14 protein-coding genes are annotated in these 13,047 nt (G+C 61.5%); 8 read left to right on the forward strand and 6 right to left on the reverse strand.

What is annotated here, in order from left to right:
- Positions 1–114: 114 nt before the first annotated feature.
- Positions 115–1,338 (forward strand): MFS transporter, encoded by a 1,224-nt coding sequence (locus NTD81_RS13955; protein WP_262183185.1) that lies wholly within the window; start codon positions 115–117, stop codon positions 1,336–1,338.
- Here NTD81_RS13955 and NTD81_RS13960 read toward each other — a convergent pair.
- Positions 1,335–1,889, reverse strand: coding sequence for a DJ-1 family glyoxalase III (locus NTD81_RS13960; RefSeq protein WP_262183187.1), 555 nt, complete (start codon positions 1,887–1,889; stop codon positions 1,335–1,337). The genes NTD81_RS13955 and NTD81_RS13960 overlap by 4 nt on opposite strands.
- 171 nt (positions 1,890–2,060) lie before the next feature.
- Here NTD81_RS13960 and NTD81_RS13965 point away from each other — a divergent pair, with 171 nt between their 5' ends.
- Positions 2,061–3,353: an NCS2 family permease gene (locus NTD81_RS13965; protein WP_262183189.1), complete on the forward strand. Its 1,293-nt coding sequence runs from the start codon at positions 2,061–2,063 to the stop codon at positions 3,351–3,353.
- A gap of 60 nt (positions 3,354–3,413) precedes the next feature.
- Positions 3,414–4,502, forward strand: coding sequence for a tRNA (uridine(54)-C5)-methyltransferase TrmA (gene trmA / locus NTD81_RS13970; protein WP_262183191.1), 1,089 nt, complete (start codon positions 3,414–3,416; stop codon positions 4,500–4,502).
- Positions 4,503–4,513: 11 nt separating this feature from the next.
- On the opposite strand, the gene NTD81_RS13975 is transcribed toward trmA, so the two are convergent.
- Positions 4,514–4,900, reverse strand: coding sequence for a DUF4345 family protein (locus NTD81_RS13975; RefSeq protein ID WP_262183193.1), 387 nt, complete (start codon positions 4,898–4,900; stop codon positions 4,514–4,516).
- Positions 4,901–5,018: 118 nt separating this feature from the next.
- Here NTD81_RS13975 and NTD81_RS13980 point away from each other — a divergent pair, with 118 nt between their 5' ends.
- Complete coding sequence (locus NTD81_RS13980; RefSeq protein ID WP_262183195.1) at positions 5,019–5,453, forward strand: DUF411 domain-containing protein; 435 nt, start codon at positions 5,019–5,021, stop codon at positions 5,451–5,453.
- 74 nt (positions 5,454–5,527) lie between these two features.
- Entirely contained in the window at positions 5,528–6,409 is an 882-nt protein-coding gene (locus NTD81_RS13985; protein ID WP_262183196.1) for a neutral zinc metallopeptidase, read from the forward strand.
- Between the two features lie 54 nt (positions 6,410–6,463).
- On the opposite strand, the gene NTD81_RS13990 is transcribed toward NTD81_RS13985, so the two are convergent.
- Positions 6,464–7,351, reverse strand: a complete 888-nt coding sequence (locus NTD81_RS13990; protein WP_262183198.1) for a PA4780 family RIO1-like protein kinase — start codon at positions 7,349–7,351, stop codon at positions 6,464–6,466.
- 96 nt (positions 7,352–7,447) lie between these two features.
- The gene (locus NTD81_RS13995) at positions 7,448–8,338 is read right to left on the reverse strand and encodes a LysR family transcriptional regulator (RefSeq protein WP_262183200.1); all 891 of its coding nucleotides are present in this window, start codon (positions 8,336–8,338) and stop codon (positions 7,448–7,450) included.
- A gap of 112 nt (positions 8,339–8,450) precedes the next feature.
- Here NTD81_RS13995 and NTD81_RS14000 point away from each other — a divergent pair, with 112 nt between their 5' ends.
- From NTD81_RS14000 to ada, 3 genes are all read left to right on the forward strand, one after another.
- Complete coding sequence (locus tag NTD81_RS14000; protein WP_262183201.1) at positions 8,451–9,092, forward strand: NAD(P)-dependent oxidoreductase; 642 nt, start codon at positions 8,451–8,453, stop codon at positions 9,090–9,092.
- Between the two features lie 26 nt (positions 9,093–9,118).
- Positions 9,119–9,400, forward strand: a complete 282-nt coding sequence (locus NTD81_RS14005) for a DUF2218 domain-containing protein (protein ID WP_262183202.1) — start codon at positions 9,119–9,121, stop codon at positions 9,398–9,400.
- A 101-nt stretch (positions 9,401–9,501) separates the two neighbouring features.
- Positions 9,502–10,548 carry a bifunctional DNA-binding transcriptional regulator/O6-methylguanine-DNA methyltransferase Ada gene (ada, locus tag NTD81_RS14010; RefSeq protein WP_262183203.1) on the forward strand — a complete coding sequence of 349 codons (1,047 nt, stop codon included), beginning with the start codon at positions 9,502–9,504 and terminating at the stop codon, positions 10,546–10,548.
- A 35-nt stretch (positions 10,549–10,583) separates the two neighbouring features.
- Here ada and speA read toward each other — a convergent pair whose 3' ends face one another.
- The gene (speA, locus tag NTD81_RS14015; RefSeq protein ID WP_262183204.1) at positions 10,584–12,497 is read right to left on the reverse strand and encodes an arginine decarboxylase; all 1,914 of its coding nucleotides are present in this window, start codon (positions 12,495–12,497) and stop codon (positions 10,584–10,586) included.
- 122 nt (positions 12,498–12,619) lie between these two features.
- The gene (locus tag NTD81_RS14020; RefSeq protein ID WP_262183205.1) at positions 12,620–12,991 is read right to left on the reverse strand and encodes a translation initiation factor Sui1; all 372 of its coding nucleotides are present in this window, start codon (positions 12,989–12,991) and stop codon (positions 12,620–12,622) included.
- Between the last annotated feature and the right edge of the window lie 56 nt (positions 12,992–13,047).

Genomic DNA, 13,047 nt, shown 5'->3' on the forward strand with positions numbered 1-13,047 from the left:
GGTAGACAAACAAACCCTCGGTTAAATTCATCAGTGCCTTATCCACGCCGCTGCCGCCGCCCGGCACCCCGTGCTAGGCTGCGCTTCCTCGAAACACCTCTGATTTCTGCGCCCATGTCGAATCCTCAGCAGTTACGCCAACACCGGCCGTTTATCTTTTTTTGGTTTGCCCGCGTGTTCACTGCCAGCGGCTTCCAGATGCTCACCGTGGCCATCGGCTGGCATATGTATGAGCTGACCGGCAGCGTGTTGGATCTGGGCTTGGTTGGCTTGGTGGAGTTTCTGCCCAAGGTGCTGTTTATCCTGCTCACCGGGCACGTGGCAGATCGTTTTGACCGCCGCTATGTCGCGGCCCTGTGTCAAAGCGCGCAAGGCTTGGTGGCACTGACGCTGCTGATTGGCAGCAGCGCAGGCGGCATCACCCGCGAGATGATCTTCCTTATTGCCTTCCTCCTCGGCACCGCCCGCGCCTTCGAGATGCCCACTACTCAAGCGCTGCTGCCCAACGTGGTGCCGGAGAAACTGTTCGCCTCGGCTGTTGCCGCGTCGGCCTCGGCCATCCAGGCGGCGACCATCATCGCCCCGGCCCTCGGCGGCTTGCTCTACGCCTTAGGCGCCGGCTGGGTGTACGGCCCGGCCACGCTGCTCTATGGGGCGGCCTTAAGCATGATGCTGTGCCTGCCCACTCAGCACGTGCCGACTAAACAGAAGGTTTCGCTGCAATCGCTGTTGGCCGGTTTTAAATTTATCCGCAGCCGCCCGGTGGTGTTTGGCGCGGTGTCGATGGACATGGTCGCCGTGCTACTGAGCGGCGCCACCGCCCTGTTGCCAGTGTTCGCCAAGGACATCCTGCTCACCGGCCCGTGGGGCTTGGGCTTACTGCGCTCGGCGCCAGCGGTGGGCGCGGTGGTGATGTCGATCTGGTTGGCGCGGCACCCCATTGAGCGGCGGGTCGGCCCGGTGATGTTCAGCGCCGTGGCGGTGTTTGGCGTGGCCACCATCGGCTTTGGCCTGTCCACTTCGCTGTGGTTTAGCTTGCTCACCTTGGTCCTGCTCGGCGCTGCGGACATGATCAGCATGGTTATCCGCCAGGCCTTTGTGCAGCTGCAAACCCCGGATGAGATGCGCGGCCGGGTCAGCGCCGTCAACGGCTTGTTTATCGGCGCCTCCAACCAGCTTGGCGACTTCCGCGCAGGCGTCAGCGCGGCGTGGTTCGGCACGGTGCCTGCGGTGTTGATCGGCGGTTTTGGCGCGATTCTGGTCACGGGCCTGTGGATGCGCCTGTTCCCCGAACTGGCCAAGCGCGACCATCTGCACCGCCAGGCCAACGAGGCTTAAACCGTCAACAGGGCCTGCGCCACTTGCTTGCGGGTGGCGCGCCCGACCAACTGCTCAACCAACATCAGGGCAAACGGCAAAGCCGTCGCCGGACCTTGGCTGGTGATGCAGTTGCCATCGACCACCACTGCTTCGTCGACAAACACGCAACCGCTGAGTTGTTCACTTAAGCCCGGGTAGCAGGTCATGCGCCGCTGACGCAGCACGCCATAACGTTGCAAGGCCAACACCGGGGCAGCGCAAATGCCGGCAAACAACAGACCGGCTTTGGCCTGCTCCCGCACCCGCTGAGCTAACGGCTCATGCTCGGCCAAACGCTGCGCACCGGGCAGGCCGCCGGGCAACACGAGCAGATCGAAGTGCTGCGCCAGCACATCCATCAACATGGCATCGGCAGTCAGCCGCGTGCCACGGGCACAGGTGATCATCCGCCGGTCTTCAATACTGGCCACCACCACCTCGATTTCGGCGCGGCGCAACACATCAATCAGCGTCACGCACTCCAGATCTTCTACGCCCTCTGCCACACAAATTAGCGCCCGCAACGTCATCTGATCGTTCCTCGCACAAATTAATAACTGGCCGCTCGGTCATAAATTCACCCGACCTAAACGAGCTGCTATGATGCGCGACTTTTTGCAGATCGCCAGCAAAAACATGTACAACTGTGCTTTGCTTTTGCTCTGTATAACCGCGGCCGAATGCCGTTTGGGGAGCCCCGCATGCTGGAAAGACTGTTTCAACTAAAAGCCCATAACACCACCCTGCGCACAGAAGTGTTGGCAGGGCTGACCACCTTCCTGACGATGGCCTACATCCTTTTCGTTAACCCGAGCATCCTTGGCGAAACTGGGATGGATAAGGGCGCGATCTTTGTCGCCACCTGCTTGGCCGCGGCTTTTGGTTCGGCAGTGATGGGCTTGATCGCCAACTACCCAATCGCGCTAGCGCCAGGCATGGGCCTCAACGCCTTCTTCACTTATACGGTGGTGATGGGCATGGGCTACACCTGGCAGGTGGCCTTGGGCGCGGTGTTTATCTCGGCGTGTCTGTTCCTGCTGCTGTCGGTGTTTAAGATCCGCGAGTGGATTATCAACAGCATCCCGATGGACTTACGCACGGCGATTGCCGCCGGGATTGGCCTGTTCCTCGCCCTGGTCGCGCTGCAAAACGCCGGCGTGGTGGTGGATAACGCCAATACCCTGGTCAGCCTCGGCAATCTCGGTAAGCCTGAGGCGCTGCTGGCGATCCTCGGTTTCTTCCTGATCATTGGCCTGGAGGCGCGCCGCATCACCGGTGCGGTGCTGATCAGCATCCTGCTGATTACCGTGATCAGCATTGCCTTGGGCATCACCCCCTTTGGGGGTGTGGTGTCGATGCCGCCGTCGCTGGCGCCGACCTTCCTGCAACTGGATATCATGGGCGCGCTGGATATTGGCTTGGTCAGCGTGGTGTTCGCCTTCTTGTTCGTCGACCTGTTCGATAACTCCGGCACCCTGATCGCCGTGGCGAAAAAAGCCGGGCTGATGCGCAAAGACGGCTACATGCCAAAGATGGGCCGCGCCCTGCTGGCTGACAGTACCGCCGCCATGGCCGGCTCGCTGCTGGGTACCTCGACCACCACCAGCTATGTGGAGTCGGCCGCCGGGGTTTCCGCTGGCGGCCGTACCGGCCTGACCGCTTGCGTGGTCGCGGTGCTGTTTCTGCTCGCGCTATTCTTCGCCCCGCTGGCCGGCAGCGTGCCGGCCTTCGCCACGGCGCCGGCGCTGCTGTTCGTCGCCGTGCTGATGATGGCCGGCCTGGCCGAAGTCGACTGGCACGACATCACCGTCGCCGCTCCGGTGCTGGTCACCGCCCTGGCCATGCCGCTGACCTTCTCCATCGCCACGGGCATCGCCTTCGGCTTTATCACTTGGGTTATCGCCAAGGTGCTGGCCGGGCGCTGGCGTGAGCTGAACCTGATGCTGGTGATCCTCGCGCTGTTCTGCGTGGTCAAGCTGAGCCTGTTCTCCTGATATGATGCGCCCGCTCGCCTACCCCAGCGGGCGCATTTTTCGCTGATTGCCGAGTCTTCCATGAGCCGTTCCCAGTTCGATCCCAGCACCTATTCCCAGCAACTTGATGAGAAAAAGCAGCGTCTGATCGAACTGCTAGCGCCCTTCGACGCACCAGCCCCGCAAGTCTTTGCATCACCGTCAGAGCATTACCGTCTGCGCGCTGAATTTCGCCTGTGGCGTGAAGGCGATGAGCGCCACTACGCCATGTTCGCCGCGGGCGATAAGCACCAGCCGATCTTTATCGAAGAATTCCCCATCGCCAGTCAGCAGATCAACGCGCTGATGCCGCGCCTCAAGGCCGCGTGGCAGGCCAATAAGGTGCTGGGCTTTAAGCTGTTCCAGGTGGAGTTTCTCACCACCCTAAGCGGTAACGGCCTGATCACCCTGTGCTACCACCGCCCGCTGGATGAAGCCTGGGCCGCAGAGGCCGAGAAGCTCGCCGCCGAGCTGGGGGTAAGCATCGTCGGCCGTTCCAAGGGCAAGCGCATTGTCATTGGCCGCGATTACGTCGAAGAAACCCTGCAAGTGGCCGGGCGTGACTATCGTTATCGCCAGCCCGAGGGCGCCTTCACCCAACCCAACGGCCAGGTCAACCAGAAGATGCTCGGCTGGGCCTATGAAGCGCTGGGCGAACGTCAGGATGATTTGCTTGAGCTGTACTGCGGTAACGGCAACTTCACCCTGCCGCTGTCGACCCGCGTCGGCAAGGTGTTGGCCACGGAGATCAGTAAGTCGTCGGTGAATGCCGCCCTGGCTAACCTGGCCGATAACCAGATCGACAACATCACCCTGGTGCGGCTCTCCGCTGAAGAGCTGACCGAAGCCTTAAACGGCGTGCGACCGTTTCGCCGCTTAGCAGAGGTGGATCTGGCCAGCTACAACTTCGCCACCGTGTTTGTTGATCCGCCGCGCGCCGGCATGGACCCGGACACCTGCGAGCTGACCCGGCGTTTCGAGCGCATCCTTTACATCAGCTGCAACCCCGAAACCCTGGCGGCGAACATCGCGCAGCTGCACGACACTCACCGCATCAGCCGCTGCGCCCTGTTCGATCAGTTCCCCTACACCCACCACATGGAATCCGGGGTCCTGCTCGAGCGCCGCTAAAGCCTCTGCGATCAAGCGCGGTTGAGGCCGCGCAAGGCCCAGAAACTCAAGCCCGCCGCGACGCCTTCAAGCAGCAGCGCAGTCAGATTAAAGGTCTGCTGCGCCCCGCCATCGAGCCACAGCCCACCTAGGCGCGCCAGAACCAAGGCGCTCAGCAACAACACCTGCAAGGTCAACGCCGCGCGCAGCAGTGCCGGCGAGCTTAGGGCCAGACCAAGAAACGCCGCCAAGCCCAGTTGCAGGCCGCCATACCAGGCGCGCACATCGGTCACCGCCGCCGGCGTCATCAGCAGCGCCCCGCTGACATTGGCCAATTCCTGTGGCCAAATAAAGTAAGCCAGCCCCGAAGCGGCCAAAACCAGGATTTGCAGGATGACCATTAGCCGCGCCAAGCCCATGTTCCACCTCTTTGTATAGTGCGATGCGCGCAGGATAAACCAGCCACTGAGACCCTGATCCGACCCAGCGCACAAGGCTCCGCTATACTGGCCAACTTAACCATGAAGGAGTCGCAGCATGCGCCAGCTGCTGTTGTTAACCGGGCTCTTAAGTAGCCTGAGCATTGCCGCTGAGCCGCTGACCATCGACGTGCATCGCGATGCCAACTGTGGCTGCTGCAAAGCCTGGATCAGCCACCTGCAGGCCAACGGCTTTAACGTGCAAGATCATGTCGAAAGCGATATGCCCGCAGTCAAAAGCCGTCTCGGCGTACCCCACGGCTTGGCCTCCTGCCACACCGGGGTCATCGACGGGCAGTTTGTCGAAGGCCACGTGCCGGCCAGCGATATTCTGAAAATGCGCCAGCAGCCCCAACTGCTCGGCGTTGCCGTACCAGGCATGCCCACTGGCGCACCGGGTATGGAGCGCGGCAACTTACAAGATGCCTATCAGGTCATAGGCTTGGATCAACAAGGTAAACAGCAGGTGCTCAGCGACTACCCCAGCCGCTAGCATCGCATGACCGGACTGGCGTCACTGCGCCGGGCCAACAACACTCAACGAACAACGCTGACAGGACAAAAATTATGCGCTGGGAACGTGGCAGACGCAGTGACAACGTGGTGGACGAGCGCGGCAAGAGTGGCGGCATGCGCATCGGTGGCGGCAAGGGCCTGACCTTGGGCGGTGTCGCCATTATCGTGGTGATCGGCCTGATCAGCGGCCAAGACCCCATGCAGATCCTCGGCCAGATTGCCGGCCAAGCCATGCAGGGCGGTGGTGGCCAGGTCACCCAGTCCAGCGGTCCGGCGCCGGCGGCCAACGACCAACAGAGCGAGTTCGTGCGCTCGGTGTTGGGCGACACCGAAGACACCTGGGGGCAAATCTTCCAGCAGGCAGGCAAACAGTATCGCGATCCGAAGCTGGTGCTGTTTCGCGGTGGGGTTAACTCCGCTTGCGGCTTTGCCGACGCCGCCGTCGGGCCGTTCTACTGCCCGGGCGATCAGCAGGTGTATATCGACCTGAGCTTCTTCCAGGAACTGGAGCAACGCTTCGGTGCCGCCGGCGACTTTGCCCAGGCCTATGTGATTGCCCACGAAGTTGGCCACCACGTGCAAACCCTGCTCGGCGTCTCGGCCAAGATCAACGCAGCGCGCCAGCGCGGCCAGCAAATGGAAGGCGCCAACGGCCTGCTGGTACGGCAGGAGTTGCAGGCCGACTGCCTGGCTGGGGTTTGGGCGTTCCATGGCCAGCAGCGTAACGACTGGCTCGAAGCCGGTGATTTAGAAGAAGCCCTGAACGCCGCCAACGCCATTGGTGATGACCGCCTGCAGAAGCAGTCACGCGGCCAAGTGGTGCCGGACTCCTTCACCCACGGCAGCTCTGAGCAACGGGTGCGCTGGTTTAAAACCGGTTATGAAAGCGGGCAAATCAACCGCTGCGACACTTTTAGCGCAGCACGCCTGTAACAGCACTAGGCCGCCTTACGGCGGCCTAGTTCAAGTCCAAGAGCACTCAAGCAGCTATTGCGCCCAAGGCGGTGGCGGCTCCTCACCCTTGGGTTCATCTTCGGCGTTAAGCAAGGCTTGGCGCCGCGCTTCATCGGCCAACGCGGCTTTGATCTCGCGCAGCACCGCATCCACGTCAGCGCTCTCTTGCGGGTCATTAAACTCGCCGGTCAACTGAGTCTCGGGAGTCAACTCGCCGGCCTCATACAACGCCCACATTTCTTTCGCGTACTTGGTGTATTTCAGCTCCGGAGCGAACTGACCAAAGTACTCGGCCATGTTGCGCACATCGCGCTCGAGCATCTTAAAGGCGTGGTTGTTGCCCGCCGCATCCACCGCTTGCGGCAAATCGATAATCACCGGGCCATTGGGGTCGAGCAGCACGTTGAATTCCGATAAGTCGCCGTGGACTAAGCCGGCGCAGAGCATCTTGACCACTTCCTGAATCATAAAGGCGTGGAACTCGCGGGCATCGTCCGGGTGCAGGTCAACATCGTTGAGGCGTGGCGCCGCATCGCCCTCACCGTCGTCGACCATTTCCATCAGCAGCACGCCTTCCAAGAAGTCATACGGCTTAGGCACGCGCACACCGGCGTTGGCCAGACGGAACAGGGCGGCGACCTCGGCATTTTGCCAAGCGTCTTCCTGGCCCTTACGACCGTATTTGGAGCCCTTGGCCATGGCCCGCGCATCGCGGCTGTTACGTACCTTGCGGCCTTCCTGATACTCAGCGGCTTGGCGGAAACTGCGTTTATTGGCTTCTTTGTAGACCTTAGCGCAGCGCAACTCATCACCACAGCGCACCACATACACCGCCGCTTCCTTGCCACTCATCAACGGGCGTACCACTTCATCGACCAACCCAGCTTCCACCAGGGGTTCAATACGTTTTGGCGTCTTCATCGCAGTTAATCATGGTCCCTATGTGGCCAAAGAAGGTGTTGGGGCTTGTTATACGGCAAACCGTCGGCAGCGCCCAGCCTGTGATACGCACCCGACTCAATTGCTCAACAAATGTTTGCGCAATGCCTCAATCGCATAACGAACCTTAGCCGGTTGCGCCTCTCGCCGGGGCGTCACCAGATACACGCCCATGGGCGGCAACTGCCAGTCAGCCAAGAGCACTTGCAGGCTGCCATTGGCAAGCAAATGCCGCACCTCATCCTCTGGCTGCAGCGATACGCCCATGCCAGCCAACGTCAGCTCACGGATGGCGATGATGTTATTGCAGCCGATGCGGCTTTCCAGGCGCAGTTTACTGGTCTGCTGCTGTGGGCCTTGCAGGTGCAACTGGGTGTAACCACCGTCGTCGTTTAAGCTCAGCCAGTCGCAGCTAAGCAAGTCTTCCGGTCGGCTGATCGGGGCCTTGTGGTGCAGGTAGCTGGGGGCGACACAGAACAGCAGGCGCGTGTCGCCAATATGCCGCGCCACCAGGCTGGAGTCATCCATCTGGCCGACCCGGATAGCCAGATCGATACGCTGCTCGACCAGATCAAGCTGCTCGTCATGTACCAGTACTTTCAGGCGCAAGCCCGGGTGCAAGCGCAGTAACGGCGCCAGCGCTCTGCCCAATTGCGCTCCGGCAAACCCGGCGGGCGTGGTAATGCGCAGCTCGCCGACCGGCGCATCGCGCAGCTCAGCCAGGCGCTGTTGCGCTTCATTGGCCAGAGCCAAAACCTGTGCGCAGCTTTCATAAAAGCTGGCCCCGGCCTCGGTGAGGGTGAGCTTGCGGGTGGTTCGGTGTAACAGGCTGACTTTAGTGTTGTCCTCTAATTTACGGATCTGCTGACTCACGGCCGAGGGCGTCATCCCCAACACTTCAGCGGCGCCCACCATGGAGCCGCAATCCACCACGGTGGCAAACACCGCCATATGCTTAAGCTGCTCCATTATTAAGCTCCACTTAATAGTTAAAGCCTTTTTAGCCTATTTTTCCGGGCATTATCCAGTTGCGATTATAGACACCTGTTTGCAGCACTCCCCTTTTTCCAGGAGCAGGTTTATGAAATTCGCATTAATTGGCGCCAGTGGCTTTGTAGGCGCCGCCGTACTGCAGGAAGCCCTTAACCGAGGTCATCAGGTCACCGGTATCGTTCGCCATCCGGAAAAACTGCCCAGCCATCCGAACCTTACCGCCCTCGCCGGCGATGCTTACGATCAAGACGCGCTAGCCGCACAACTGAGCGGTCACGACGCGGTCATCCACGCCTTTAACCCAGGCTGGGGCAGCGCTGAGATTCGCCAGAACTTTATCAAGGGCAGCCGCGCCATCATCGACGCCACCAAACAAGCGCAGGTGCAGCGCCTGCTGATCGTCGGCGGAGCCGGCAGCCTGTACGTGGAGCCTAACCTGCAGTTGATCGATACAGCGGACTTCCCTGCCGAGTACCGCGAGGGCGCCGAAGGTGCGCGGCAAACCCTGCGCATGATCCAAGAAGAGCCTGAGCTGGTCTGGAGCTTTATCTCGCCCCCCGCTCTGCTGACCCCTGGCGAGCGCACCGGCAAGTTTCGCATCGGCGATAACCAACTGCTGATGACTGGCGGCCAGCCAGCCAGCATCACGGTGGCCGATCTCGCCGCCGCCATCGTCGATGAGCTGGAGCGTCCTCATCATCTGCGCCAACACTTCACCGTGGGCTATTAAGCCTGCGGCCTTTACCGGAGTCCTGTATGTCGCTTACCCGCAGCAGCTTTGTCGCCACCGCCAGCCCGGCGCGCTATATCAGCCGCCTGTGCAAACATTTCGCGCATAAGGTGCCGGTCAGCTTCGACGAGCAGCAAGGCCGCGTTGAATTCGAGCGCGGCCTGGGGCTGCTCAAGGCCCAAGCCAACGGCTTAACCCTGAGCGTCGAAGCCGCCGACGCCGAAGCGCTGGAGCATGTCAAAGCGGTCATGGAGCGCCACTTTGTCCGCGTCGCCTGGCAGGAAGCACTCAGCCTGAGCTGGCAATAACGGCTAACCCGCCGCCCTTAGGCTGAGTTTAAAAGTCAGATGTGCATTGGCAGCATGGCAGCCAACCTCGACAATCAAGGTCAGCCCAAGGAGTTCTGCCCATGCTCGATCCTGATCGTTGCTGGCACGCTGTGTGTCAGCGTGATGTGAGTCAAACCGACGCCTTTGTCTTTGCCGTCAGTAGCACCGGTATTTATTGCCGCCCCGACTGCCCGGCACGCCGGCCCTTACGGAGCAATGTCAGTTTTTTTGCCGATGCCGCCGCCGCCAGCGCCGCCGGTTTTCGTCCGTGCCGGCGGTGCGCGCCCCATGGGCCGAGCCCGGCGCAGCAGATGGATGCCTTGGTCAGCGCCGCCGTGCAGCTACTCGACAGCGCCGAGCCGCTTAGCCTCAGCCAACTGGCTGTGCGCATTGGCCTGTCAGCCTCCCACTTAGTGCGCGCCTTTAAGCAGCGTACCGGCCTGACGCCCCATGCCTGGCAACGGGCGCGCCGCCGCGAACGCGCCGAGCAGCTGTTGCCCGCAGCCAGTAGCGTGTTGGCCGCCAGCTTAGCCAGTGGCCTGCCCGATACCCGCGCCCTGCACCATGCCCAGCAAGCCCTGGCGCCACACCAGCTACGCCAGCAAGCGGCAGGTGAAACCCTGCGCTACGCCATCGCGCCTTGCGCCCTTGGCCAGGTGCTGTTGGCCGCCAGCTCAGGCGGCGTGTGTGCGGTGCTATTTGCCGATACCAGGCAAGCGCTGGAGAGCGAGCTGCAGCAGCGTTTTGCCGCCGCCCAATTGATCTTGGATGAAGAGCATCTGGCGCCCTGGCTTGAACAATTACTCAAGCAAATCGCCGAGCCCGCCCGCGCCGCGCAGTTGCCGCTGGATATGCGCGGCACGGTGTTTCAGCAGCAAATTTGGCAGCAGCTTAGGCTGATCCCCAGCGGCGAGACCCGCACCTACGCGCAACTGGCCGCCACCGTCGGCAGCCACCCTCGCGCCGTCGCCCGGGCCTGCGCCAGTAATCCGCTGGGCCTGATCGTGCCTTGTCATCGGGTCATCGCCAGCAACGGCAGCCTTAGCGGCTACCGCTGGGGCATTGCGCGCAAACAACAGCTGCTCGCCCAAGAACAGCAAGCCAAGACAGCAGCGCGAGAGGAATGAGGCAGCGGGCAGCTTGAGCGCTGCCCGCTAACACCTTAGGTCGACAGGTAGGACGAGCGGGTCAGGCCCAGGCGCAGGGCATCGAGGAACTGGGTGCGCTCGCGACTGCTGATCTTGGCGCTGGCCACTTTATCGCGGTAATGGGTCATCAACTCCTCCGGCGACAGGTGCACGTAGCGCAGCATGTCTTCGATGGTGTCGTGGGTCTCAATGCCGGCGTGGTACACGCTGCCGTTGGGGTTCTGGTAGATGTTCACCGAGTCGGTGTCGCCGAACAGGTTGTGCATATCGCCCAGGATTTCCTGGTAGGCGCCCACGAGGAAGATCCCCAGCAGGTAGTCCTCGCCTTCGCGCACCTCATGCACCGGCAGGCTGGTCTCGATGCTCTGCTCGTCGACGTACTGACGAATCTTGCCGTCGGAGTCGCAGGTCAGGTCTTGCAGCACGGCACGGCGCATCGGCTCTTCGTCCAGGCGGTTGAGCGGCAGAATCGGCAGAATCTGGCCGATGGCCCAGGTGTCCGGCAGGCTCTGGAATACCGAGAAGTTGCAGATGTACTTATCCGCCAGCTTGTCGTTGAGTTCATCCAGCACCTGGCGATGGGAACGCTGCCGTGCTTTAAGTGAGTTGTGCAGGCGCCGGCACACGGCGAAGTAGCACTGCTCGCCTAAAGCTTTTTCGGTCAGGCTGAGCTTGCCGTCAGCGTACTGGGTGGCCACGTCGCCCATATAGTGGGTGGCGCGCCAGTAGGTTTCGGTGACCATTTCCAAGTCGGTCGGGCCCAGCAGCTCGGCCAGGTTGCGTACCGGCTCCGGCAGGCTATCGAGGTCGTCGATTTGCGGCACTTCGTCGTTGTGCCGCTCGACGTCGGTGACCTGCACCACCAGCATGGCGTGGTGCGCGGTCAGCGAGCGGCCGCTTTCCGAGAAGATGTGCGGATGCGGCAGCTCCTGGGCATCGCAGAACTCTTTGAGCATACCCACCACCACGCCGGCGTAGTCTTCCATGGCGTAGTTGATCGAGCTGGCATTGCGCGAGTGGGTACCGTCGTAGTCCACCCCCAGGCCGCCGCCAACGTCGATATGATCGACCGGCAGGCCGAGGCTGCGCAGCTCGCCGTAATAACGGATGGCCTCTTTGAAGCCGTGCTGGTAGTCGGCCAGGTTGGCGATCTGCGAGCCCATATGGAAGTGCAGCAGACGGATGCCTTGATCCAGCCCGGCAGCGCTAAAGCGCTCGACCACCGACAGCAACTGCGCGGCGGACAAACCGAACTTGGACTTCTCCCCACCGGTGTCCGCCCACTTCGACGAAGCCAGGGAGGACAAGCGCACGCGCAGACCGATCTGCGGCGCGACTTTAAGCTCCGCCGCCTCGTCGATCACCAGCTGCACTTCGGATTCTTTCTCGATGACGATAAACACCTTGTGGCCGAGCTTCTGCCCCATCAGTGCCAGCTTGATAAATTCACGGTCTTTATAGCCGTTGCAGACGATGGTGCCGCCCTTCGGTGCCAGCGCCAGCACGGCCATCAGCTCAGGCTTGGAGCCGGCTTCCAGACCAATCGAGACGTTCTCGGTGGCGATGATGTTTTCCACCACCGCCTCTTGCTGGTTGACCTTGATCGGGTACAGCGCGGTGTAGCCGCTTTGGTATTCGAGGCGGGCGATATTCGCGTCGAAGGCGCCGGTCAGCTGGCGCACGCGGTTTTGCAGGATGTCCGGAAAGCGCACCAGCAAGGGCAGGCTCAGACCGCTGGAGCGCAGCTCGGCGACTTGCTCGTAGAGGTCGATCGGCGTGCTTTGCGGGCCGTTAGGGCGCACTTCAACCCGGCCTTGCTCGTTAATCGCGAAATAACCCGCGCCCCAGTGACGGATGCCATAAACACCGCGACTGTCGGCAACCGTCCACTGACTGCCGTCATCTTTGCGTGTGCGTCGTGCAGACATTGAAATCTCCCTTGAGTGGCGATGAAGGCCAGGCCGAGCCTGGGGATAAAGATTAAGGTGAGCAAATGACGATTGCTCGGCAATTGACCCTTGGTCAGCCGAGTAAGTTTAGAACGCCAGAGTCAGCCGCCCGACTTCTTGGCTTTGAAGCCTTGTTTGATCAGCTCAGCCAGCAGCAGATCGACGTGATCACCTTGAATCTCGATCACCCCGTCTTTCAGCGCGCCACCACAGCCACAGCGCTTTTTCAGCACGCTGGCCAGCTCCCGCAACGGCTCTGCCGCTAACGGCACGCCGGTGATGGTGGTGACGGTCTTGCCGCCACGGCCTTTGGTTTCCCGCCGTACCCGGGCAATGCCGTCGCCTTCAGGAATCTGACTGTGCTTACAGATACAGGCGTCCACCGGCTGGCTGCAGTCCGGGCAATGCCGACCGCTGTCAGTGGAATACACCAAGCCGCTTAACGCAGCGAATGAAGAAGCTTTCTTGACCACCGGCAGGTCCTCGAAGGGGTCAGGATAGCGACTGGCCGTCTGCCCACACGGGCAAC

It is taken from the genome of Pseudomonas sp. 5P_3.1_Bac2 (assembly GCF_025465995.1).
GTDB lineage: Bacteria > Pseudomonadota > Gammaproteobacteria > Pseudomonadales > Pseudomonadaceae > Aquipseudomonas.

Bases quoted from the DNA above. Each gene is read 5' to 3' on its own strand.
- NTD81_RS13955 (WP_262183185.1), top strand. From the start codon at position 115: ATGTCGAATCCTCAGCAGTTACGCCAACACCGGCCGTTTATCTTTTTT.
- NTD81_RS13960 (WP_262183187.1), bottom strand. From the start codon at position 1,889: ATGACGTTGCGGGCGCTAATTTGTGTGGCAGAGGGCGTAGAAGATCTG.
- NTD81_RS13965 (WP_262183189.1), top strand. From the start codon at position 2,061: ATGCTGGAAAGACTGTTTCAACTAAAAGCCCATAACACCACCCTGCGC.
- trmA (WP_262183191.1), top strand. From the start codon at position 3,414: ATGAGCCGTTCCCAGTTCGATCCCAGCACCTATTCCCAGCAACTTGAT.
- NTD81_RS13975 (WP_262183193.1), bottom strand. From the start codon at position 4,900: ATGGGCTTGGCGCGGCTAATGGTCATCCTGCAAATCCTGGTTTTGGCC.
- NTD81_RS13980 (WP_262183195.1), top strand. From the start codon at position 5,019: ATGCGCCAGCTGCTGTTGTTAACCGGGCTCTTAAGTAGCCTGAGCATT.
- NTD81_RS13985 (WP_262183196.1), top strand. From the start codon at position 5,528: ATGCGCTGGGAACGTGGCAGACGCAGTGACAACGTGGTGGACGAGCGC.
- NTD81_RS13990 (WP_262183198.1), bottom strand. From the start codon at position 7,351: ATGAAGACGCCAAAACGTATTGAACCCCTGGTGGAAGCTGGGTTGGTC.
- NTD81_RS13995 (WP_262183200.1), bottom strand. From the start codon at position 8,338: ATGGAGCAGCTTAAGCATATGGCGGTGTTTGCCACCGTGGTGGATTGC.
- NTD81_RS14000 (WP_262183201.1), top strand. From the start codon at position 8,451: ATGAAATTCGCATTAATTGGCGCCAGTGGCTTTGTAGGCGCCGCCGTA.
- NTD81_RS14005 (WP_262183202.1), top strand. From the start codon at position 9,119: ATGTCGCTTACCCGCAGCAGCTTTGTCGCCACCGCCAGCCCGGCGCGC.
- ada (WP_262183203.1), top strand. From the start codon at position 9,502: ATGCTCGATCCTGATCGTTGCTGGCACGCTGTGTGTCAGCGTGATGTG.
- speA (WP_262183204.1), bottom strand. From the start codon at position 12,497: ATGTCTGCACGACGCACACGCAAAGATGACGGCAGTCAGTGGACGGTT.